The sequence below is a fragment of the Bradyrhizobium sp. USDA 4502 genome, from assembly GCF_054063355.1.
The window spans coordinates 3,341,721-3,362,968 of the sequence record NZ_JBSSGF010000001.1 but is presented as its reverse complement, the minus strand read 5'-3'; the positions used below and the strand labels follow the sequence as shown (position 1 = coordinate 3,362,968).

At 64.1% G+C, this 21,248-nt stretch carries 21 protein-coding genes, 1 tRNA gene and 1 pseudogene; 19 read left to right on the top strand and 4 right to left on the bottom strand.

What is annotated here, in order from left to right; genetic code table 11:
* The first annotated feature begins 362 nt into the window (after positions 1-362).
* From glyA to ACVW1B_RS15395, 9 genes are all read left to right on the top strand, one after another.
* Positions 363-1,664, top strand: a complete 1,302-nt coding sequence (gene glyA, locus ACVW1B_RS15435) for a serine hydroxymethyltransferase (RefSeq protein ID WP_253608405.1) — start codon at positions 363-365, stop codon at positions 1,662-1,664.
* Positions 1,665-1,690: 26 nt separating this feature from the next.
* Complete coding sequence (gene nrdR / locus ACVW1B_RS15430; protein WP_016844999.1) at positions 1,691-2,173, top strand: transcriptional regulator NrdR; 483 nt, start codon at positions 1,691-1,693, stop codon at positions 2,171-2,173.
* Positions 2,170-3,330: a bifunctional diaminohydroxyphosphoribosylaminopyrimidine deaminase/5-amino-6-(5-phosphoribosylamino)uracil reductase RibD gene (gene ribD / locus ACVW1B_RS15425; protein ID WP_253608406.1), complete on the top strand. Its 1,161-nt coding sequence runs from the start codon at positions 2,170-2,172 to the stop codon at positions 3,328-3,330. The genes nrdR and ribD overlap by 4 nt, the downstream gene beginning before the upstream one ends.
* A gap of 110 nt (positions 3,331-3,440) precedes the next feature.
* On the top strand, positions 3,441-4,049 hold the full coding sequence (locus ACVW1B_RS15420) for a riboflavin synthase (protein ID WP_253609999.1): 609 nt from the start codon (positions 3,441-3,443) through the stop codon (positions 4,047-4,049).
* Between the two features lie 224 nt (positions 4,050-4,273).
* Positions 4,274-4,765 (top strand): 6,7-dimethyl-8-ribityllumazine synthase, encoded by a 492-nt coding sequence (ribH, locus tag ACVW1B_RS15415; protein WP_076834363.1) that lies wholly within the window; start codon positions 4,274-4,276, stop codon positions 4,763-4,765.
* A 2-nt stretch (positions 4,766-4,767) separates the two neighbouring features.
* On the top strand, positions 4,768-5,262 hold the full coding sequence (nusB, locus tag ACVW1B_RS15410) for a transcription antitermination factor NusB (protein ID WP_016844994.1): 495 nt from the start codon (positions 4,768-4,770) through the stop codon (positions 5,260-5,262).
* A 150-nt stretch (positions 5,263-5,412) separates the two neighbouring features.
* The gene (gene thiL, locus ACVW1B_RS15405) at positions 5,413-6,414 is read left to right on the top strand and encodes a thiamine-phosphate kinase (RefSeq protein WP_253608407.1); all 1,002 of its coding nucleotides are present in this window, start codon (positions 5,413-5,415) and stop codon (positions 6,412-6,414) included.
* 285 nt (positions 6,415-6,699) lie between these two features.
* Positions 6,700-8,820 (top strand): sodium-translocating pyrophosphatase, encoded by a 2,121-nt coding sequence (locus ACVW1B_RS15400; RefSeq protein ID WP_028333872.1) that lies wholly within the window; start codon positions 6,700-6,702, stop codon positions 8,818-8,820.
* An 88-nt stretch (positions 8,821-8,908) separates the two neighbouring features.
* Positions 8,909-9,064 (top strand): hypothetical protein, encoded by a 156-nt coding sequence (locus ACVW1B_RS15395; protein ID WP_167350400.1) that lies wholly within the window; start codon positions 8,909-8,911, stop codon positions 9,062-9,064.
* Between the two features lie 42 nt (positions 9,065-9,106).
* On the opposite strand, the gene ACVW1B_RS15390 is transcribed toward ACVW1B_RS15395, so the two are convergent.
* A complete protein-coding gene (locus tag ACVW1B_RS15390) occupies positions 9,107-10,114 on the bottom strand; it encodes a Bug family tripartite tricarboxylate transporter substrate binding protein (protein WP_253608408.1) in 1,008 nt (335 codons plus the stop codon).
* Positions 10,115-10,268: 154 nt separating this feature from the next.
* Positions 10,269-10,745: an outer membrane protein assembly factor BamE gene (locus tag ACVW1B_RS15385; protein ID WP_018271914.1), complete on the bottom strand. Its 477-nt coding sequence runs from the start codon at positions 10,743-10,745 to the stop codon at positions 10,269-10,271.
* Between the two features lie 137 nt (positions 10,746-10,882).
* Between ACVW1B_RS15385 and ACVW1B_RS15380 the strand changes: the two genes are divergently transcribed.
* From ACVW1B_RS15380 to ACVW1B_RS15350, 7 genes and pseudogenes are all read left to right on the top strand, one after another.
* Positions 10,883-11,434: a ubiquinol-cytochrome C chaperone family protein gene (locus tag ACVW1B_RS15380; protein ID WP_253610000.1), complete on the top strand. Its 552-nt coding sequence runs from the start codon at positions 10,883-10,885 to the stop codon at positions 11,432-11,434.
* A pseudogene (locus ACVW1B_RS15375) lies at positions 11,431-12,018 on the top strand (YceD family protein); the annotation flags it as partial. The gene ACVW1B_RS15380 and the pseudogene ACVW1B_RS15375, both read left to right, overlap by 4 nt.
* A gap of 317 nt (positions 12,019-12,335) precedes the next feature.
* Positions 12,336-13,391 carry a phosphate acyltransferase PlsX gene (gene plsX, locus ACVW1B_RS15370; RefSeq protein WP_225158932.1) on the top strand — a complete coding sequence of 352 codons (1,056 nt, stop codon included), beginning with the start codon at positions 12,336-12,338 and terminating at the stop codon, positions 13,389-13,391.
* The gene (locus ACVW1B_RS15365; RefSeq protein WP_092077980.1) at positions 13,388-14,365 is read left to right on the top strand and encodes a beta-ketoacyl-ACP synthase III; all 978 of its coding nucleotides are present in this window, start codon (positions 13,388-13,390) and stop codon (positions 14,363-14,365) included. The genes plsX and ACVW1B_RS15365 overlap by 4 nt, the downstream gene beginning before the upstream one ends.
* Before the next feature lie 170 nt (positions 14,366-14,535).
* Positions 14,536-14,832 (top strand): integration host factor subunit alpha, encoded by a 297-nt coding sequence (locus ACVW1B_RS15360; RefSeq protein WP_456821740.1) that lies wholly within the window; start codon positions 14,536-14,538, stop codon positions 14,830-14,832.
* Positions 14,833-14,959: 127 nt separating this feature from the next.
* Positions 14,960-15,553, top strand: a complete 594-nt coding sequence (locus ACVW1B_RS15355; RefSeq protein ID WP_456821739.1) for a MerR family transcriptional regulator — start codon at positions 14,960-14,962, stop codon at positions 15,551-15,553.
* Positions 15,554-15,665: 112 nt separating this feature from the next.
* Positions 15,666-15,743: transfer RNA gene (locus tag ACVW1B_RS15350), tRNA-Pro, on the top strand.
* Positions 15,744-16,580: 837 nt separating this feature from the next.
* Here ACVW1B_RS15350 and ACVW1B_RS15345 read toward each other — a convergent pair.
* Positions 16,581-17,093 carry a MarR family winged helix-turn-helix transcriptional regulator gene (locus ACVW1B_RS15345; RefSeq protein WP_168855931.1) on the bottom strand — a complete coding sequence of 171 codons (513 nt, stop codon included), beginning with the start codon at positions 17,091-17,093 and terminating at the stop codon, positions 16,581-16,583.
* A gap of 454 nt (positions 17,094-17,547) precedes the next feature.
* Here ACVW1B_RS15345 and ACVW1B_RS15340 point away from each other — a divergent pair, with 454 nt between their 5' ends.
* Entirely contained in the window at positions 17,548-19,080 is a 1,533-nt protein-coding gene (locus tag ACVW1B_RS15340; protein ID WP_057020678.1) for a porin, read from the top strand.
* Between the two features lie 439 nt (positions 19,081-19,519).
* On the top strand, positions 19,520-19,699 hold the full coding sequence (locus ACVW1B_RS15335) for a hypothetical protein (protein ID WP_050999539.1): 180 nt from the start codon (positions 19,520-19,522) through the stop codon (positions 19,697-19,699).
* Between the two features lie 184 nt (positions 19,700-19,883).
* Here the strand turns inward: ACVW1B_RS15335 and ACVW1B_RS15330 are convergent, their stop codons facing one another.
* Positions 19,884-20,021 (bottom strand): hypothetical protein, encoded by a 138-nt coding sequence (locus ACVW1B_RS15330; RefSeq protein WP_253608412.1) that lies wholly within the window; start codon positions 20,019-20,021, stop codon positions 19,884-19,886.
* Between the two features lie 228 nt (positions 20,022-20,249).
* Between ACVW1B_RS15330 and ACVW1B_RS15325 the strand changes: the two genes are divergently transcribed.
* A complete protein-coding gene (locus ACVW1B_RS15325) occupies positions 20,250-21,212 on the top strand; it encodes an SDR family oxidoreductase (RefSeq protein WP_310881940.1) in 963 nt (320 codons plus the stop codon).
* The last annotated feature ends 36 nt before the right edge of the window (positions 21,213-21,248 follow it).

Genomic DNA, 21,248 nt, shown 5'->3' with positions numbered 1-21,248 from the left:
TCGCGATCGCGCGCGACATGATCAAGCCAGTCCGATGTCGCGCGGTTGCGCGAGCAACGCGTTGAAACCTCGAGGCGATAGTTGTCTCGTTCCGCGGTCCCGCGCGGTCGGGAAGGGGTGTCACGTTCCATTCGGCGGCTGCCACAGCCGTGCTGGCCGAGCGGCGGGAACCGGGGGGGCGGCCGTCCGGCCGGCTGGCAATCCCCGCCATCCCCACCATATCTGGCATAATTGACCGGCAGGGACCGCAACCGCTTGGCCATTTTGGGGCGATGTGATAACGCTCTGAAACCAGCTTCGACCGCCACTCGTGACCGTCCGCATCCTGCCTAAAGGCTTGCGGCGGTGGAGATATTTCGCCGATGACCTCGTCCAGCAAGACCGCTTCCGCGCCCGATTCCTTCTTCACCGCGACCCTCGCTGAGGCCGATCCCGAGATCGCTGCCGCGATCAAGGGCGAGCTCGGCCGGCAGCGTCATGAGATCGAGCTGATCGCCTCCGAAAACATCGTCAGCCGCGCCGTGCTGGAGGCGCAGGGCTCGGTGATGACCAACAAATACGCGGAGGGTTATCCGGGCGCGCGCTACTACGGCGGTTGCGAGTGGGTCGACGTCGCCGAGACGCTGGCGATCGAGCGCGCCAAGAAGCTGTTCGGCGCCGGCTTCGCCAACGTCCAGCCGAACTCCGGCAGCCAGATGAACCAGGCGGCGTTTCTGGCGCTACTGCAACCCGGCGACACCTTCATGGGCCTCGACCTCGCCGCCGGCGGCCATCTCACCCACGGTTCGCCGGTCAACATGTCCGGCAAGTGGTTCAAGGCCGCGCACTACACCGTGCGCCGCGAGGACCAGATCATCGACATGGACGAAGTCCAGAAGCAGGCCGAGCAGGTCAAGCCGAAGCTGATCATCGCCGGAGGCTCGGCCTATTCGCGCGCCTGGGACTTCAAGCGCTTCCGCGAGATCGCGGATTCCGTCGGCGCGTATCTGCTGGTCGACATGGCGCATTTCGCGGGCCTCGTGGCCGGCGGCGTGCATGCCTCGCCGGTGCCGCACGCCCACGTCACCACCACGACGACGCACAAGTCGCTGCGCGGCCCGCGCGGCGGTCTGATCCTCACCAATGACGAGACGCTGGCCAAGAAGCTGAACTCGGCGATCTTCCCGGGCCTGCAGGGCGGTCCGCTGATGCACGTCATCGCCGCCAAGGCGGTGGCGTTCGCCGAAGCGCTGCGGCCGGACTTCAAGGTCTACGCCAAGAACGTGGTCGAGAACGCCAAGGCGCTGGCGGAGACGCTGCGCGGCCATGGCCTCGACATCGTCTCGGGCGGCACCGACAACCATCTGATGCTGGTCGACCTCAGGCCGAAGGGCCTGAAGGGCAACATCTCGGAGAAGGCGCTGGTGCGCGCCGCCATCACCTGCAACAAGAACGGCATCCCGTTCGATCCCGAAAAGCCGTTCGTCACCTCCGGCCTGCGGCTCGGTACGCCGGCGGCGACCACGCGCGGCTTCGGCGTCGCCGAGTTCAAGCAGGTCGGCGGCATGATCGCGGAAGTGCTGAACGCGCTGGCGCAGTCGCCGGACGGCAAGGCGCCGCTGGTCGAGGCCGCGATCAAGGAGCGCGTCAAGGCGCTGACCGATCGCTTCCCGATCTATCAGTAAAAGGTCGTTGCTAGAGGTCCCGTCGGATGCGCTGCCCGAGCTGCAATTCTCTCGACACGCAGGTCAAGGACTCGCGTCCGACCGAGGACTCCGCGGTCATTCGCAGGCGTCGCGTCTGCATGGCCTGCAACTTCCGCTTCACGACCTTCGAGCGGGTGCAGCTGCGCGAACTGACCGTCATCAAGCGCAACGGCCGCCGCGTGCCGTTCGACCGCGACAAGCTGGTGCGCTCGCTGCAGATCTCCTTGCGCAAGCGCCCGGTGGAATCCGAGCGGGTGGAGAAGATGGTGTCCACCATCGTGCGCGAGCTCGAAAGCGGCGGCGAGGCCGAGGTCTCCTCTGAGGCGATCGGCGAGATCGTGATGGAGCATCTGCGCCAGCTCGACGACGTCGCCTATGTGCGCTTCGCCTCGGTCTACCGCAATTTCCGCGAGGCCAAGGACTTCGAGGCCGTGCTCGACGAATTGACCGGCGAAGAGGACCCGCGGCTCGCGACGCTACGCAAATGATCTTCCGCATTCTGGAAGACCAGTTCGCGCAGAAGGCCAGAGAGGCCAAGGAAGCGGCAAAGGCGGCCGATCTGCGCTTCATGCAGCTGGCGCTGGCGCTTGGCCGGCGCGGGCTCGGGCGCACCTGGCCCAATCCGGCGGTCGGCGCCGTCATCGTCAAGGACGGCGTGATCGTCGGCCGCGGCTGGACGCAAGCAGGCGGCCGGCCGCATGCCGAGGTCGAGGCACTCAGGCGCGCCGGCGGTGCCGCGCGCGGCGCCACGCTCTACGTGACGCTCGAACCCTGCTCGCATTTCGGCCGCTCGCCGCCCTGTGCGGACGCCGTTGTGGCGGCCGGGCTCGCCCGCGTCGTCTCGGCGATCGAGGATCCCAATCCGGAAGTCGCGGGGCAGGGGCACGCCAAGCTGCGTGCCGCGGGCATCGCGGTCGATGTCGGGCTGTGCGCGGAAGAGGCCGCGCGCGACCATGCCGGGCACTTCCGCCGCATCCGCGACAAGCGCCCGCATGTGATCCTCAAGCTCGCGGTGTCCGCCGACGACAAGATCGCTGCCAGCGGCCGTAAGCCGGTTACGATCACCGGAGAGGCCGCGCGGACGCGCGTGCATCTGCTGCGCGCGCAGAGCGATGCGATCCTGGTCGGCATCGGCACGGTCAAGGCCGACGATCCGCTCTTGACCTGCCGGCTGCCCGGCATGGCGGTGCGCTCGCCGGTGCGCCTGGTGCTGGACCGCGCGCTGCGGATCTCTGGCGACAGCCGCCTGGTGCATTCGGCGCGCGAGACGCCGCTCTGGGTGCTGACATCTGATATGGCGGAGGCGCCTGCCGCGGTGAAGCTAGGTGCCGCCGGCGCGCAGGTGATCCGCGTCGCCGCCAGCGCGCCCCAAGGGCTCGATCTGCCGTCCGTCCTGCATGCGCTGGCGGAGAAGGGGATCTCGCGCCTGCTGGTCGAGGGCGGATCGCGCGTGGCAAATTCTTTCGTGGCAGCCGGCCTTGTCGACGAGATCTGGCTGTTGCGCGGGCCTGATGCGATCGGTGCCGACGGCGTTCCCGCGCTGGACGCAATGCCGCTCGACGCAATCACGCAGTCGCCCGCCTTCAGCCTTCGTGCTAGCGAAGCCTTGGCCAAAGATGTTTTGACTATCTACGATCGATCCTAGGTCGTCATGCCCGGGCTTGACCCGGGCATCCACGTCTTGGTCGCCAGCAGTGAAGTAAGTCGTGGATGGCCGGGTCAAGCCCGGCCATGACGAAGAGTAAGAGGTTTGTTGTGTTCACGGGAATTGTCACCGATATCGGTGAGATCACCAGCCTGAAGCAGGTGGCGCAGGGGCAGCTGCACCGGATGCGGATTGCCTGCGACTACGACCAGACCACGATCGCCGACGGCGCCTCGATCGCCTGCAATGGCGTCTGCCTCACCGTCGTCGCCTCCGGCACCGCCGATGGCAAGACCTGGTTCGATGTCGATGCGGCGGCCGAGACGCTCGGCATGACCACCGCCAAGCATTGGGGACAGGGCAGCCGGCTCAATCTCGAGCGCGCGCTCAAGATCGGCGACGAACTCGGCGGTCACATCGTGGCCGGGCATGCCGACGGCATCGCGACCATCGTCAAGCGCGACGATCTGCCCGACATGGCGCGCTTCGAGCTGCGAACCACTCGGGAGCTGGCGCGTTTCATCGCGGCGAAGGGATCGGTCACGCTGGACGGCGTGTCGCTGACCGTGAATACGGTCGACGACATCAGCTTTTCGGTGCTGATCATCCCGCACACGCTTTCCGTGACGACCCTGAACGGCTGGAAGGCGGGCAGCGAGGTCAATATCGAGGTCGATCTGATGGCCCGCTACGCGGCGCGGCTGTCGGAGATGAAATGACGGCATGGCGGTCATTCCGGGGCGATGCGCAAGCATCGAACCCGGAATCTCGAGATTCCCCGGTGCACTATTGTGCACCTGCGGTCTGGTCCTTCGGACCATCTCGGAATGACAGTGCCTGAGGCATTCGTGCTTGGCTTCAGTCGTCGGGGCGACTACAAACTCGCGAAACGTTGACATCCAACGTTATCGGTAAATGTCAACAATATGAAATGGATACGTAGATGGCTGACGCGCGGCGCGCACCCCTGAAGGACCAGACCGACATTACCGGCGCACGCGTGCTGATCGTCGAGGCGCGGTTCTATGACGACATCCAGGACGCGCTGCTGGAAGGCGCGTTGGCCGAGATCAAGGCCGCGGGTGCGACGCACGACGTGATCACGGTGCCGGGCGCGCTGGAGATTCCGGCGGCGATTGCGATCGCGATCGATGCGGCTGAAGCGAACGGCAAGCCGTATGATGCGGCGATCGCGCTCGGCTGCGTGGTGCGCGGCGACACCATCCATTTCGAGATCGTCTCGCAGGAGTCCTCGCGCGGATTGATGGATTTGGCCATCAGCCGGAAATTCCCGCTCGGCAACGGCATCCTCACCGTCAACACCGAGGCGCAGGCCTGGGCGCGGGCGCGCGCCAGCGAACTCAACAAGGGCGGCGACGCGGCGCGTGCGGCGCTGGCGATGCTGCGGATCAAACGCCGCCTGGCAAAGGCCTGACCATGGCAGACAACAAGAAGCCCGCGAAAGCCCCCGACAGAAAAGCCAACCGCCGCGGCGCGGCACGGCTCGCGGCGGTGCAGGCGCTCTATCAGATGGACATTGGCGGCGCCGGCATCAACGACATCTTCGCCGAGTTCGAGAGCCACTGGCTCGGCAACGAGGTCGAGGGCGAGAAATATTTGCCGGCGGAAGCCGCGTTCTTCCGCGACGTGGTCTCCGGCGTGGTGCGCGACCAGGCCCGGCTCGATCCTTTGATCGACGAGGCGCTGTCGAAGGGCTGGCCGCTGAAGCGGATCGACGCCATCCTGCGCGCGGTGCTGCGGGCAGGCTCCTACGAGCTCGAGCACCGCAAAGACGTGCCGGGCCGCGTGGTGGTCTCCGAATATGTCGACGTCGCGCATGCCTTCGTTGAGAAGGACGAAACCGGCATGGTCAACGCCGTGCTCGACCAGATCGCGCGCCAGTTCCGCGGCGACGAGTTTGTGCGGAGCTAGGTGCCGCGATGCCGCCCACCTCCGTAGCCGTCACCCTGAGGTGCCGTAGCGAAGCGGAGGCCTCGAAGGGCGACGGCGTGGCGCTACGGTCGCATCGGGGCCGTGCATCCTTCGAGGCTCGCTTCGCTCGCACCTCAGGATGACGGGTTGATGACCCAAGCAAGTAAACATACCTCCGGCGAAGACTCCCTAATCGCGCGCTATTTCAAGCCGCTCGCGACCGATCCGGGTGCGTTCGGGCTCGACGACGACGCCGCCGCGCTGAGGGCGGCCGGCGAGGACATTGTGGTCACCACGGACGCCATCGTCGAGGGCGTGCATTTCCTCGGCGATGATCCGCCCGACACGCTGGCGCGCAAGGCGCTGCGGGTGAACCTCTCCGACATCGCCGCCAAGGGCGCGGTGCCGGCGGGCTTCGTGCTGACGCTGGCGCTGCGCGGCGCCGAGGAGGCCTGGCTGAAGCCGTTTGCCCGGGCGCTCGGCGAGGACGCCGCGCATTTCGGCTGCCCGCTGCTCGGCGGTGACACGGTCTCGACACCGGGGCCGCTGATGATCTCGATCACTGCGTTCGGCCGGGTGCCGCAGGGCACGATGGTGCATCGCGCGGGAGCACAGGCGGGCGACCGTGTGTTCGTCACCGGCACGATCGGAGACGCCGCGCTCGGCCTCGATGTGCTCCGGGGTGGCCCGGTCGCCGCGGCTCTGGCGGACGATGTCGTCGGGCGGGATTTTCTTGCCGCCCGTTACCGTGTTCCGCAGCCGCGCAACGCCTTGGCCACGGCCGTCCGCACCCACGCCAGCGCCGCGATGGATGTGTCCGACGGTCTTGCCGGCGATCTGACCAAGCTTTGCGCAGCCAGTGGTGTGGCGGGCGTGATCAACGTGCCGAGTATCCCGTTGTCGTCCGCGGCCGCAGGGCTGCTCGCACGCAAGGCGATCGATATCGAGACCTTGGTGGCCGGCGGTGATGATTACGAGCTCTTGTGCGCGGTCCCGAGCGATCATGTCGACGCCTTTCTGCGCGACGCACGGCAGGCAAAGGTCGCGGTGACCGCAATCGGCGGCCTGATCGCAGGCTTGTCGCCACCGAGCTTCCTCGACGGGCAGGGCCGGGAACTGAAGCTGAAGCGGCTGTCCTACAGCCATTTCTAGAGCGTTTTCGAGCGAAGCGGGCACCGGTTCGCATTAAGAAAACGCGTCGGAACGCAAGCAGCGCTAGACTCCCCGCGCCTGATCGCGCCGATTTTCCTTCTAAATAGCTGCCGATATCGGCGTTTTCGGCCACAGGTGGCGTTGCACAGCGGTAACGATTTTGGCAAGGTCGCGCCCGATTTGAGGCAATCCGTTTTTGGGGAGGATTGTCCTCGCAAAATAAGCGCCTGCCGCCCCCTAGCGGCACAAGAAGGCGCGGGGGTTACATCAAGGATCTGAGGCAACATGACAGCTTTATGGTTGATTGTGCTCTGCGGGGCGCTTTCCATCGTCTACGCGATCTGGGCGACGCAGTCGGTCTTGAACGCGGATGCGGGTAATCCGCGCATGCAGGAAATCGCGGCCGCGGTGCGCGAGGGCGCACAGGCCTATCTGCGGCGGCAGTACACCACGATCGGCATGGTCGGTATCGTGATCTTCGTGGTGCTGGCCTACTTCCTGGGCCTGCCGGTGGCGATCGGCTTTGCGATCGGCGCCATCCTGTCGGGGGCTGCCGGCTTCATCGGCATGAACGTCTCGGTGCGCGCCAACGTCCGCACCGCGCAGGCGGCAACCACCTCGCTCGCCGGCGGCCTCGAGCTCGCCTTCAAAGCGGGCGCGATCACCGGCATGCTGGTTGCCGGTCTCGCGCTGCTCGGCGTCACCATCTACTTCATGGTGCTGGTCAAGTTCATGGGTCTGGAAGCGGGCAGCCGCACCGTGGTCGACGCCATGGTGGCGCTCGGCTTCGGCGCCTCGCTGATCTCGATCTTCGCCCGTCTCGGCGGCGGCATCTTCACCAAGGGTGCGGACGTCGGCGGCGACCTTGTCGGCAAGGTCGAGGCCGGCATCCCCGAGGACGATCCGCGTAACCCGGCCACCATCGCCGACAACGTCGGCGACAATGTCGGCGACTGCGCCGGCATGGCGGCGGACCTGTTCGAGACCTATGCGGTGACCGCGGTCGCCACCATGGTGCTCGCGGCGATCTTCTTCGCCAAAACGCCGATCCTGGTGAACATGATGACGCTGCCGCTCGCGATCGGCGGCATCTGCATCATCACCTCGATCATCGGCACCTTCTTCGTCAAGCTCGGTGCCAGCCAGTCCATCATGGGCGCCCTCTACAAGGGCCTGATCGCCACCGGCATCCTGTCGCTGGTCGGCGTCGCGCTCGTGATCAATTGGCTGGTCGGCTTCGGCAAGCTCGACGGCGTCGACTACACCGGCATGGCGCTGTTCTGGTGCGGCGTGGTCGGTCTCGTCGTCACCGGCCTGATCATCTGGATCACCGAATACTACACCGGCACCGACTATCGCCCGGTGAAGTCGATCGCCTCGGCCTCGGTCACCGGTCACGGCACCAACGTGATCCAGGGCCTCGCGGTCTCGATGGAAGCGACCGCGCTGCCCGCGATCGTGATCATCGCCGGCATCCTCGTCACCTACAGCCTTGCCGGCCTGTTCGGCATCGCGATCGCGACCGCCACCATGCTGGCGCTGGCCGGCATGATCGTCGCGCTCGACGCCTTCGGCCCGGTCACGGACAACGCCGGCGGCATCGCCGAGATGGCGGGGCTGCCGAAGGAGGTGCGCAAGTCGACCGACGCGCTCGACGCGGTCGGCAACACCACCAAGGCGGTGACCAAAGGCTACGCGATCGGCTCCGCCGGTCTCGGTGCGCTGGTGCTGTTTGCGGCCTATAATCAGGACCTCAAATTCTTCATCAGCGACGCCAACGCCCATGCCTACTTCAAGGGCGTCAACCCGGACTTCTCCCTGAACAATCCTTACGTCGTGGTCGGCCTGCTGTTCGGCGGCCTGCTGCCGTATCTGTTTGGTGCGATGGGTATGACCGCGGTCGGTCGCGCCGCCGGTGCGATCGTCGAGGAAGTGCGCCGTCAGTTCCGCGAGAAGCCCGGCATCATGCAGGGCACCGACAAGCCGGACTACGGCAAGGCGGTCGACCTGCTGACCCGGGCGGCGATCAAGGAGATGATCATCCCGTCGCTGCTGCCGGTGCTGTCGCCGATCGTGGTCTACTTCCTGATCTACGCGATCGCGGGCGGTGGCGCAGCCGGCAAGTCGGCGGCATTCTCCGCGGTCGGTGCCATGCTGCTCGGCGTCATCGTCACCGGTTTGTTCGTCGCGATCTCGATGACCTCGGGCGGCGGCGCATGGGACAACGCCAAGAAGTACATCGAGGACGGCCACTACGGCGGCAAGGGCTCTGACGCCCACAAGTCCGCAGTGACCGGCGATACCGTTGGCGATCCCTACAAGGACACGGCGGGCCCGGCGGTGAATCCGATGATCAAGATCACCAACATCGTGGCGCTGCTGCTGCTGGCGATCCTGGCGCACTGAGCGGCGGACACGACTGAAACGAAGCCCCGCGGTGAAAGCCGCGGGGTTTTATTTTTGAACCAGACGCGAACAACACGGAGATCAATCGATGTCGCTCTCATCCGCACGGAACTACGCGCTCCGCGCCTCCAAATCGCAGGATCAGAAGGAGGCCATCGAGCTACTCTCGAAGGCGATCATGGAACTGGCGATGTCGATTGAAGCGACCGACGCCAAGGTCAAGAAGATCAACAAGTCGTCGTAGCATTGGCCGCAACGTGGTCAGGAAAGATCGTGACGGCGGCTGCTACTTGACCTCCATCTGCAAGCCTTCCTTCTCGATGATCGCCGCGAACTTCTTCGTCTCGGCATCGACGAAATCGGAGAATTGCTGGGGCGTGCCGTAGTCGGCGCGCGCGCCCATGCCGGCGATGTTCTTCTTGACGTCGTCGCGCTCCAGCATCGCCTTGACCTGGCGGTTCAACTCGTCGAGCACCGGGGCGGGCGCGGTCTTCGGCAGGAACACGCCGAACCAGGACGAGACGTCGAACTTTGCCAGTTCCGGCGCGCCCTCGCGCATCGTCGGCAGGTTCGGTGCGGAATCGCTGCGCTCCGGCGTGGTGACACAGAGGCCATTTAGCTTGCCGTCCTGCACCTGCGGCAGCGACGGATAGAGGTTGTCGAACAGGATCTGGATGTCGCCGGCGAGCCCGGCCTGCAATGCGGGACCGGCGCCGCGGAACGGCACGTGCGTCATCTTCAGCCCGGTGAGCTGCAGGAACCAGGCACCGGTGAGGTGAGGGCTTTGTCCGGTGCCGGACGAGCCGTAGGTGAGCTTGTCTGGATTCTTCTTCAGGAAGGCGATTAATTCGGGGATCGACTTGAGGCCGGTCGACGGATGCGCCGATACGATGTTCGGAATCCGGATCATGTTGGAGACCGGCTGCAACTGGTCGGCCGTGTAGGTCAGGTTGCGGAAGATGCTGTAGGCGATCGCGTTGGGGCCGGGATTGCCTATCAGGATGGTGTGGCCGTCGCCCTTGGCGCGTGTGACCTCGGATGTGCCGATGGTGCCGCCGGCGCCGGAGCGATTCTCCACCACCACCGACTGGCCCCAGAGCGGCTGCAAATGCGCCGCGAGCAGCCGCCCCATCACGTCGGTCGAGCCGCCGGCCGCCGCCGGCACGATGATGCGGACGGTCTCGGTCGGCCGCCAGTCGCCGGCGCCGAGGCTCGCGCGCGGCAGGATCGCCGCGGCCGTCAATGCGGCCGTGCCCGACAATACCGTACGACGGGAAAATCTCTTGGCTCTCATGCGTTTACCCCCTGCTCAGGCTCTTGTTTGCGAGCAAACTAGGGGACCGCTTGCCCCTCGGGCAAGCGACAACTTGGCGCAGCGGCTCATGCTCTGGACTCCGGTTTGACGCGTTGTCTCACGCGAACCGGAGCCCACTTCGCTCGAAAACGCTCTAGTTGAAGCTCAGCAGCTTGAAGAGCGGTGTCAGGTAGGACATTTCCTGGCCCGACGTCGGCGTGGACCGGCTGACGAAGTCGAAGATCTTGCCGTCCTTCAGGCCGTAATTGGCCAGTCGGCGCACCTGCCGGTTCTTGTCGAAATAGACCGCGATCACGCGCTGGTCGATCACCCGCTGATTCATGAAGGCGACCGGGCGGGAGGTCCGTTGCGAGATGTAATAAAACACCTCGCCGTCCAGCGTTGCGACCGTCGAGGGCGTGCCGAGCACGATGAGCACCTGGTCCTGGCTCGCGCCGATCGGGATCTGCTCGAGCGCCCCCTCGGGCAGGATGTAGCCCTTCTGGAATTGTTCCCCGGCGCAGCCGCCGAGTGCGGCGCAGACGAGGCCAATCGCCGCGACGGCGCGGAGACGCGAAAAGAACCCGCGCGCGGAAGCGGCGCGAGACTGTCGTGAAAGAGTGTGGTTCATCGGCGGAACTGATCCGTCCCCTTGCATCGGCCGAGGCATTGACGTACCGGGCAGCTCAATGGATTGCAATCATGCCGAGCTCCAATGGGCGACCTCTCAACAGGCGACCCTTTGGGGACCGGCAGCCGGAACCCGTCATGCTTTGGCCGTTCAATCACTTCAGAAGACCCCGGGTGCCCGCGCGCAGCACCATTGAGATCATCTATGGCATGATCGTGACGCAGGCGCGAGAACCGTTGTTTTACCGTGACTTGGGCGTTCCGGACACGGTTAACGGCCGTTTTGACCTGCTTCTGATGCATCTGTGGCTGGTGCTGCGGCGACTGAAATCCGTCGAGGGCGGCGTGGCGCTGTCCCAGGCCCTGTTCGATCATTTCTGCATCGATATGGACGACAATCTGCGCGAAATGGGCGTCGGCGACCTCACGGTGCCGAAGCGCATGCAGGCGTTCGGTGAAGCCTTCTATGGCCGCACCGCGGCCTATGATCTGGCGCTGACCGACAGCGAGGCGGCCTTGGCCGAGTCGTTCTGCAAGAACATCCTCAACGGTCAGAACATCGACAAGGCCCGCGAGCTCGCCGCCTATGCCAGGGAGGCGATCGAAGAGCTGGCGCGCGCCGATCTCGCGGCGTTGGCCAAGGGCGCGTGGCGCTTTCCGGTACCACAGGCTGCGGGGACGGCGGCATGAGCGGCGGCACCACAGGGCAGCCCGATGCACGGCGCGACCGCGACCCCTGGCGGGTTCTCGTCAATGTCGCGCAGATTCCGGAGACCGGCCTGCATCGCGAGATCGTAGCCGACGAGGCGGCGCGCAAGGCGATGGCCGAAGTTGCCGAGTTGCGGGAGGTCGTCTCCGCGCGTGCAGAGTTCGACCTGCAGCCCAAACGCGACGGCAGCTACCACGTCACCGGCAGAGTCAAGGCCAGGGTCGGGCAGACCTGCGTAGTGACGCTCGATCCGATCGAGAACGAGATCGATGAGCCGATCGATGTGGTGTTCGCGCCGCCCGAGCAGATCCCGCAAATGGCCGACTTGGTCGACGACGCCGACGACAGCGATGAGGAAACGCCGGACCCGCCGGAGCCGATCGTCGGCGGCTTCATCGACATCGGCCGGCTCGCCACCGATGCGCTGTTTCTCGGCATAGACCCGTATCCGCGCAAGATGGATGCGGTCTTTGAACAGAAGGCTGAAGCCCCTGACCCGGAAAATCATCCTTTCGCGGCGCTGAAGGCGCTGAAGGAAAAGCCGGACGGCAAGAAGCCCAAAGGGAAGTTGAGGGCGCCTGGCGCCACATTTGCGGGGATGGCTTGCCTGCAAGCTTGCGCGAGCACTGCTCCTTGTTACTTCAAATACGTGTCACAATACATTGAAATACAATGTATTTCTGGTATGCTCTGATGTGTTGCGTGACGGTTCGGCAGCTGCCTCATTTGCGGTCAAGAGGTTGTGTCGGACCGAGGACACGCTATTGTCGCGGCCCGGCCGGGACGCGAGTTGGTGTTTCGCCGCGCGCCGTTAACGGCGGTGACTTCAAGCTCGCGGTCCTCGTCTGAAGGGCTGCGGGAAAGCAGGCTTCCGGGACGTTCATGCCTCAAAAGGTTCGAATAGCGCTTGACGCCATGGGGGGCGATGTCGGCGCTGCCGTCGTCATTCCCGGCGCTGCGATCTCGCTGAGCCGTCATCCCGACAGCGAATTCCTGTTGATCGGGGACCGGGCCCAGATCGAGCCGGAGCTCGCCAAGCATCCGGCGCTGAAGGCGGTATCGAAAGTGATCCATACCGACGTCGCCGTGAAGAACGATGAGAAGCCGAGCCAGGCGTTGCGGCGGACCCGGCGGGCGTCATCGATGTGGCTCGCGATCGACGCCGTGAAGCATGGCGAGGCCGATGTCGCGGTCTCCGCCGGCAACAGCGGCGCGCTGATGGCGATGGGCAGCATCAATCTGCGGACGCTGCCGGGCGTCGACCGCCCGGCGCTCGCCGGAGTTTGGCCGACTCTGCGCGGTGACTCCGTGGTGCTCGACCTTGGTGCCACGATCGGCGGCGACGCCCATCATCTCGCGACACTGGCGGTGATGGGGAGCGCGATGGCCAGCGTGCTGTTCAACATCGAACGCCCCACCGTCGGCCTCCTCAACATCGGAGAGGAGGAGGTCAAGGGACATGAGGAAATCCGCGAGGCCGCCGAAATGCTGCGCGCCCTATCTGACATCAACTATATCGGCTTCGTCGAAGGGGATGGCATCGGCAAGGGGCGTGCCGACGTAATCGTGTCCGAAGGATTCAGCGGCAATATCGCGCTCAAGACCGCCGAAGGCACTGCCCGCCAGATGTTCGACCTGTTGCGCGAGGCGATCGGTTCGAGCTGGATCTCGCGCATCGGCTATCTGCTGGCCCGCGGTGCATTCCGGAAGCTGCGCGACAAGCTCGATCCCAACAAGTCGAATGGCGGCCTGCTGCTCGGCCTGAAGGGCGTGGTGGTCAAGAGCCATGGCGGCGTCAACACGGAAGGCTTTGCTTACGCGGTCGATGTTGGCTATGAGATGGCCCACTACGATCTCCTCACCAAGATCAATCAGATGCTTAATCGCGACGGCAGTGCGCTGGTGCAGGCGCAGACCGCGCAGGAGGCTGTCTCGTGACTGCGATACGTTCGGTAGTGCTCGGCTGCGGCTCCTATTTGCCGGAGCGGGTTTTGACCAATGCCGAACTGGCCAGCCGGATCGACACGTCGGACGAATGGATCGTGCAGCGCACCGGCATCAGCGAGCGCCACATCGCGGCCGACGACGAATTCACCTCGCATCTGGCGATCAAGGCGGCGCAGGCCGCGCTCGCCCACGCGCAAGTCGATGCGCAGTCGATCGACCTGATCGTGCTCGCGACCTCGACGCCGGACAACACCTTTCCCGCCACCGCGGTCGCCGTCCAGCACGCGCTCGGCATCAACCATGGCGTCGCCTTCGACCTGCAGGCGGTCTGCTCCGGCTTCGTCTTCGCGCTGGCCACCGCCGATAATTTCCTGCGCGCCGGCACCCACAAGCGGGCGCTGGTGATCGGTGCCGAGACCTTCTCACGCATCCTCGACTGGAACGACCGCGGCACCTGCGTGCTGTTCGGCGACGGCGCCGGCGCGGTCGTGCTGGAGGCGCAGCAGCAGTCCGGCACCACCAGCGACCGCGGCGTGTTGACGACGCATCTGCGCTCCGACGGCCGCCACAAGGCGAAGCTGTTCGTCGATGGCGGGCCCGGTTCGACCAGGACGGTCGGATACCTCCGGATGGAGGGCCGCGAGGTGTTCAAGCACGCCGTCGGCATGATCACCGACGTGATCGTCGACGCTTTCAACGCCACCGGCTTTACCGCCGAGGACATCACCTGGTTCATCCCGCACCAGGCCAACAAGCGAATCATCGATGCGTCGGCGCATAAGCTTCATATTGCGCCGCAGAAAGTGGTCCTGACGGTCGACAAGCACGGCAACACATCGGCGGCCTCGATCCCGCTCGCGCTGTCGGTCGCCGTGAAGGACGGGCGCGTCAAGAAGGGCGATCTGGTGCTGTTCGAGGCAATGGGCGGCGGCTTCACCTGGGGCTCGGCGCTCGTGCGCTGGTAGCGTATCGCCAAACAGTATCGACAGGTTGCCGGTATCTTTCCTGCGCCTGGGTGCTGGTCGCTGTTGACCATTGCGCGCTAAGCTTTTAATTTCAGTCAAGAAATTGTTCGCCGAGAGTGCGGGGCAGGCGATGACCACGGGAACCGGAAAAAACAGTTACGCGCGTCGATTTGTGTGAGGCGGTCTACCAAAAGGTGGGTCTGTCGCGCACGGAATCGTCGGCATTTGTCGAGTTGGTGCTGAAGGAGATCACCGATTGCCTGGAAAAGGGCGAGACGGTGAAGCTGTCCTCATTCGGCTCCTTCATGGTGCGCAAGAAGGGCCAGCGTATCGGCCGTAATCCGAAGACCGGCACCGAGGTGCCGATTTCGCCGCGGCGGGTGATGGTGTTCAAGCCGTCGGCGATCCTGAAGCAGCGGATCAATGGCCACGTCGTCACCAATGGCGACGGCAGCAAGGCCGACTAGAGCGTTTTCAAGCGAAGTGGATACCCGGTTCGCGTGAAGAAAGCGCGGCAAACCTAGAATCCGGAGCCCCGTTCCGATTCAATCGGAACGGAAAGGCTCCAGGCATTGAGCTCAAAGGAGCGGGCATTTGGACAAGGCGCCGGATGCGTTCCGTACCATCAGCGAGGTCGCTGATGAACTCGATATTCCCCAGCATGTGCTGAGATTCTGGGAAACGCGCTTCGCGCAGATCAAGCCGATGAAGCGCAGCGGCGGACGCCGCTATTATCGCCCCGACGACGTCGACCTGCTCAAGGGCATCCGCCGGCTGCTGTACGGCGAGGGCTACACCATCCGCGGTGTGCAGCGGATCCTGAAGGAGCACGGCATCAAATCGGTGCAGGGCATCGCCGACCAGACCGCGGCGGTCTCGTTCGGCGCGGTCGAGGAAGCCGTCGGCAACAGCATGGCCGAGCCCGACGATCTCGAGAGCAGCGACGGCCTCGATTTCGACGGCGAGGAGGGGGATGGCGACGAGAAGGGGATCGACTACCGATTCGTCGATCCCGACGAGGATCCGATCCTGTCGACCTACAAGGCGCACGCCCAGCCGGGCAAGGCGGCCGCCGCGCCGCCGGTTCGTCCCTCCGTTCCGTCAGTCGATCGGGAGCGGCTCGAACGCGTGCTGCAGGAGCTGGTCGCCTGCAGGCAGATGATCGACGCGGCGATGAAGGACGGCTGAGGCAAGGAAGCCCTTTCAAGGAAACCTGCCAAGGGAACCGGCCTCGGAATACAGTCTTTGAGAGCCTGCCCCGCCTTGCGCGAACGCAGGATCGCAGCTAATGGAACGGCATCGGAGCGTGGCGCAGCCCGGTTAGCGCACTAGTCTGGGAGACTAGGGGTCGGAGGTTCAAATCCTCTCGCTCCGACCATTTTTCTCAAAATTCGTTCGGTGTGGTTTGAAGCGGGCGCGCATCGCTCGCCGTCGGCTTGCGATTGGTTGCCAATGCTGTTCGCCAGTCGCGGAAAGCTGTGCGCGGAAGCCAACACGCTGTCGTTAATATCGAGCAAACGCTCGTTGAAGAGGCAGCACCAAGCCGATCGCATCGGCGGCTGTCGTTGTCGATGAACAAGCGTTCATGGAACGTCACTGATTTCAGGCGGTTAGTTGCGGGGCGCATTTTGGAGGACAAAATGAAGCACGCAATCATCGTCCTTTCCGCGGCATGCCTGATGGCTTCCACCCCGGTTGCTTTTGCACAGGGCGTTTCGAGCAAATCACCTGGACACGAGATGCAAAAGAAGGGCTCCAAGAAAGGCAGTCACGGCGCTTCGGGCTATGCACCCGGGCACGAGATGCAGGCACGAGGATCGAAAGCCGGGAGCCCAGGGGCCTCTGGCTACGCCCCTGGTCAGACGACGGGGTCGGGCAGCGGGATGACCGGAGGCAGCCCGACCAAGTCCAGATAGTTACACTCTAAGTTTTTCGGGGCCCCGGCCGTCAGCGCCGGGGCTCCTTTTCCATGGCCCGTTCACGGATCGACCGCGGCTTGGCCCGTTTCATGCTTTCCATTGAGGGGCAAATGGGGGGCCAACATGATTGCTGAACACTTTCTGGTCTGGGCTGCGCTGCTGAGCGTTCTCGCCTTCCTGGCGTTCCAGTCGCCGGGGCGCGGACACCGATAAGTCTCCGCTTCCAACGCTTCGCGAGGTGAGCGGCGCGATCATGCCGGTTGCCAGTCGTCCCGTCTGCTGCAGAGCCGGTCGCCTCAGGCCTCGGCCTCCATCGCAACAATCAGGCAGGCCTTTTCCAGGCGGTTGGTAAGCATCGAAAGCTTGGCCGTGAACTCGGCCAGCTCAGCCTCGCTGAACTCCTCGAACACGGTTTTCTTGAACGCCTTGTGCTGCTCGGCGAGGCCTGCGAGGTGCCTTTTGGTCTTGTCGGTCAGCGACAGCCGCACCACGCGCGCATCGGCCGGGGAGGGCGCGCGCCGCAGCAGCTCCTTCTGCTCGAGCAGCTTGGACTGCGTGGTCACGAACGACGGATCAACGTGCAGCAGTTTCGACACCACGTTGATCGGCACGCCGTCATCCTTGTCGAGATCCGAGATCGCGATGAGAATCATCCATTGCGGACCGCTGACGCCAAGCGACTTGCCCCAGAACTGACGGACGCGCTCCAGATGCGAGTTGATGGCCGAAATCTCGAGCGTGAACCGCTTGATGATGTCGAGATGTTCGATGGCGCGCTGGCGCGTCGAATCCTTCCTTGTCACTGACACAGCTTCCTCTTCCCTCGGGCGCCGACTCAGCTTTGTGCTGATTTATTTCTTGTTTTCCGCGCTGCAGTAGGTTTTTTCCCGCAAGCCGCCAACGAACGCAAGTGAACGTAAAGTAATTATGATGGTCGTATGACGGTTGGACTATTTGGGGTGTGACAAGTTTTCTCAGGTCGGCAAAGGGCTTACAGGCAGCGTTGCCGGCGAGACACAGTGTGGCCGCATTCGCATTCCTGACTTTATAAACTATTTTGATTGGCGAACTCGCCAATGCATATTGAACCCGGCGGTAGGGGAATCTCGATCGTCCCGTTGCGGTGATCGTTCAAGTCCGTCGCACACCACAGATTGATCTGAGGGTGCGGGGTTTGGGGAAAACGGTCTTGGACAATGCGGGAGGATCACGGGGCGCTCGCGGCCTCGGACTCTCCGCATATGAGCAACTTGGAGGTTTAATATGAATTTGAAGAGCCTTATCCTGGGCTCGACGGCTGCGCTGGTCGCGGTCGGCGGGGCACAGGCGGCCGATCTTCCCGTCAAGGCCAAAGCGGTCGAGTACGTGAAGGTTTGCTCGCTTTACGGTCCGGGCTTCTACTACATCCCCGGCACCGACACCTGCATCAAGCTGGGCGGCTATGTGCGTGCTGACGTCGTGGTGAACGGCAACAGCGTGTACGGCGCGAACTACAACGGCGCCAGCGGTGCCAACAACCGTTTCACGAACGGCTACACCTGGCGTTCGCGTGAAGACTTCAACATCGATACGCGCACCGCGACCGAATACGGCGTGGTCCGCACCTATTTCGATGCGGTGTTCACCTGGACCTCCGACACCTATGCCGGCCAGGGCAACGGCTCGACTGTGTACTCGGCGATCGGCTCGTCTTCTGCGCCGAACAACGCAGGTTCGGGCAACGTGGCTGCCGGTACGGTCGGCGTCTACTACGCCTTCATCCAGTTCGCCGGCTTCACGATGGGTAAGGCGGTTTCGCAGTTCGCTGCCCCCTGGAACGGTTATCCGGGCAACAACTACGACGCACTCGTCGGTGGCGTGAACACCACCAACGGCATCAACCAGTTCACCTACACCGCGCAGTTCGGCAACGGCGTGTCGCTGGCTCTGTCGGCGCAGGACCAGGTTGCCTACATGCAGGCTGGCGTGAACAACCTCGGCGTCGGTGGTGCCTACGGCTCCAGCGACTACGCCGGCACGATCGCTCCGGACTTCGTCGCTTCGCTCAAGGTTGACCAGGCTTGGGGTATCTTCCAGGCGTCAGTCGCCGCGCATGACAACCACGCTGCCTACTACGGCGGCACCGAGTTGACCGGTCATCCCGACGACAAGTGGGGTTGGGCTGGTGCGTTGGCCCTGTCGATCAAGAACATCCCGACCGGACCCGGTGACACCATCAACATCCAGGGCGTCTACACCGACGGTGCGACCCGTTACAACATCCAGGAACTGGCCAGCCAGGCCGGCGCGATCGCCATCTTCGGCGGTTCGAGCCTGCCGGGCGTCTATGGCAGCGTTGGCTTCGGTACGGCACCCGACACGGTGTTCGGCCCCGGCGGTCAGCAGCAGTCCATCAAGACCTGGGGTATGCGCGGTGCGTACACCCACAACTGGGATCCCTACTGGAACACCAGCTTGTACGGTGCGTTCGCCGCTGTTTCGTACAACGATGCGGCTAAGTCGCTCATCTGCGGCGTTGGTGGCGTCGGTGGTTCGTTCCGTGCCGCATTCGCTGGCGGCGCTGGCGTGACCGCCTGCAACCCCGACTACAACATCGCGCAGATCGGCGTGATCACCCGTTGGACCCCGGTCAAGAACCTGACCTTCTCGGCCGACGTGACCTACTCGCACCTCGATCAGAAGTATGCCGGCATCATCACGACGTCGTCGACTGCTATCGGCAAGCCGACCGCGACCTACGAGCTGAAGGATCAGGACACTGTCCAGATGCTCTTCCGCGCTCAGCGCAACTGGTAATTCCGGTTGATCTGATCACGATCCAACAGAACCCCGGCAGGCAACTGCCGGGGTTTTTCTTTGCGAAAGATTCTAAGGAGAGCTGAGCTGCGTCATTTCGGTCCACGCGAACGACGAAGACGAGCCATGCGATTCATTAGCCGCAGACTTATTTACTTACCTGATCTACTAAACTATATACGCCACGGCCAACACATTGAATGATGGCTCTTAGCTAGCTGCTAAGCCTCCCAAACCTCCGGCAATGCCCTGCCGGAGGTTTTTGATTCAAGGGCCCAGCCGGCGTCGACGATGGTGGCGCGCGCGGCCCGCGCAAGCTGCGGCCGGCGATCGGGTTGCCGTCGCCTTGCCGATTCGACGCCGTCAGGATTTGACGGAATCGATCCGCAGTGCATTCTCGCCATTCATGGGACGCTTCAAGAATAGCCGCCTGGCGCGCATGAGCAGCGGCCACTATTGCCTGATCCGGGATCTCGGGCTGGTAAAGGGCGGCAAGGGATTGCGGCACCATGAGGTGATCATCGATTTCTCGTGGCGCGGCCTGCTCAAGCTGGCCCTGAGTGCGGGTGCAGGCGTCCTGCGGCGGCGCGCATCCGTGCGCATCGAGACAGCCGAATAGCGCCACGCCGCGTCATGACGCGGCGTGGCCTGCAGCCAGGATGCGCGAGATCATCGCGTGAGGCTCACGCGCTTCGCAAACAAGTGTTCGAGTTCGGACGACGTGATCGCAACATTGTCAGAGCTTCGCCTATGACGATCGCGCGGTGTGCCACGCAGCGCGCTGCGCTATGCGCCGATTGCGATCAACGTGGTCCATCTGCACAGGTGCTGTCGCGCTGCTTCGCTGGTTTTACCTCGGCAGCTGCGGCCGCGGTGGAAATTTCGGCCGCGATCGCCATCAGCGTTGTCGCGACCAATCTGTTCAGGATGTGCACGATCATGGTCTCCGATTGTCGATGTCGGATTGTTCGCAACGCGGAATGATTTCGTTACGCGGCCACCGTCTCAACCCGCTGCAGGCGGCTCACTTGCGCGTGAGGCGGCGCCGTTGCTGGGCGACAATTCGGTGATGTAAGGTGCCGCAGCCAAGCGGTTGGGGTTGCGATCCGCGCTCCGGCCGAAACAAAGAAGAACAGGGCAAGAAAAATAAGGGAAGGAACGGATCTCACATGAAGGATTTCGCCGGAAAGATTGCCGTCATCACCGGTGGCGGCACGGGCATGGGGCGCGAGCTGGCACGGCAGCTCGTTGCCGAGGGCTGCAATGTCGCGATGTGCGACGTCTCGGCCGAGGCGATGGCCGAGACCAAGCGGCTCTGCGAGGTCGAGAAGCTGCCGCAGGGCCTGCGCATCACGACCCACATTGCCGACATCTCGATCGAGGATCACTACAAACGCTTCCGCGATGAGCTGATCGAGCAGCAGGCGACCGACAAGATCCACCTGCTGTTCAACAACGCCGGCATCGGTGGCGGCGGCAGCCTGTTCTCCAACACGCGCGAGCAGTGGGAGCGCACCTTCAACATCTGCTGGGGCGGCGTCTATCTCGGCGTCCGCACCTTCCTGCCGCTGTTGGTGAAGGCCGACGAGGCGCACATCGTCAACACCTCGAGCGTCAACGGCTTCTGGGCCTCGGTCGGCATGGGCGTGTCGCACACCGCCTACAGCGCGGCGAAATTTGCCGTGAAGGGATTCACCGAGGCGATGATCAACGATCTCCGGCTCAACGCGCCGCATGTGAAGTGCTCGGTCGTGATGCCCGGTCACATCGGCACCTCGATCGTGTCGAACTCGCGCAAGGTCCAGAACGGCTCCGACCAGCTCAACGCCGACGAGCTCAAGCAGGCCCGTCAGCGTCTGCAGGGGCAGGGGATCGACGTCGCCAAGATGTCGGACGCCGACATCCAGCAGCTCGCGCTCGATCGTGCCCGCATCTTCCACGACGAGGCACCGACTTCGGCCGCGGCCGCCGCCAAGATCATCCTCGACGGTGTGAAAGCCGAACGCTGGCGCATCCTGGTCGGCGACGATGCGCATCTGCTCGACGAGCGCGTGCGCAAGACGCCGGAACAGGCCTACACGCCGGAGTTTTATCAGGACCTCGTGGCAGCAACCGGGTGGAAGGTCGGCTGAACGGCCGTCCCGCATCGCGTGGGGACGGCTTCACTC

What these genes read in the sequence shown, in the direction of transcription:
- nusB (WP_016844994.1), top strand. Translation starts at nt 4,768, where the DNA reads ATGGCAGACAACAAGAAGCCCGCGAAAGCCCCCGACAGAAAAGCCAAC.
- ribD (WP_253608406.1), top strand. Translation starts at nt 2,170, where the DNA reads ATGATCTTCCGCATTCTGGAAGACCAGTTCGCGCAGAAGGCCAGAGAG.
- ACVW1B_RS15385 (WP_018271914.1), bottom strand. Translation starts at nt 10,745, where the DNA reads ATGAACCACACTCTTTCACGACAGTCTCGCGCCGCTTCCGCGCGCGGG.
- ACVW1B_RS15380 (WP_253610000.1), top strand. Translation starts at nt 10,883, where the DNA reads ATGCTTTGGCCGTTCAATCACTTCAGAAGACCCCGGGTGCCCGCGCGC.
- thiL (WP_253608407.1), top strand. Translation starts at nt 5,413, where the DNA reads ATGACCCAAGCAAGTAAACATACCTCCGGCGAAGACTCCCTAATCGCG.
- ACVW1B_RS15400 (WP_028333872.1), top strand. Translation starts at nt 6,700, where the DNA reads ATGACAGCTTTATGGTTGATTGTGCTCTGCGGGGCGCTTTCCATCGTC.
- ACVW1B_RS15395 (WP_167350400.1), top strand. Translation starts at nt 8,909, where the DNA reads ATGTCGCTCTCATCCGCACGGAACTACGCGCTCCGCGCCTCCAAATCG.
- ACVW1B_RS15340 (WP_057020678.1), top strand. Translation starts at nt 17,548, where the DNA reads ATGAATTTGAAGAGCCTTATCCTGGGCTCGACGGCTGCGCTGGTCGCG.
- plsX (WP_225158932.1), top strand. Translation starts at nt 12,336, where the DNA reads ATGCCTCAAAAGGTTCGAATAGCGCTTGACGCCATGGGGGGCGATGTC.
- ACVW1B_RS15330 (WP_253608412.1), bottom strand. Translation starts at nt 20,021, where the DNA reads ATGATCGTGCACATCCTGAACAGATTGGTCGCGACAACGCTGATGGCG.
- ribH (WP_076834363.1), top strand. Translation starts at nt 4,274, where the DNA reads ATGGCTGACGCGCGGCGCGCACCCCTGAAGGACCAGACCGACATTACC.
- nrdR (WP_016844999.1), top strand. Translation starts at nt 1,691, where the DNA reads ATGCGCTGCCCGAGCTGCAATTCTCTCGACACGCAGGTCAAGGACTCG.
- ACVW1B_RS15325 (WP_310881940.1), top strand. Translation starts at nt 20,250, where the DNA reads ATGAAGGATTTCGCCGGAAAGATTGCCGTCATCACCGGTGGCGGCACG.
- glyA (WP_253608405.1), top strand. Translation starts at nt 363, where the DNA reads ATGACCTCGTCCAGCAAGACCGCTTCCGCGCCCGATTCCTTCTTCACC.
- ACVW1B_RS15390 (WP_253608408.1), bottom strand. Translation starts at nt 10,114, where the DNA reads ATGAGAGCCAAGAGATTTTCCCGTCGTACGGTATTGTCGGGCACGGCC.
- ACVW1B_RS15335 (WP_050999539.1), top strand. Translation starts at nt 19,520, where the DNA reads ATGAGCAGCGGCCACTATTGCCTGATCCGGGATCTCGGGCTGGTAAAG.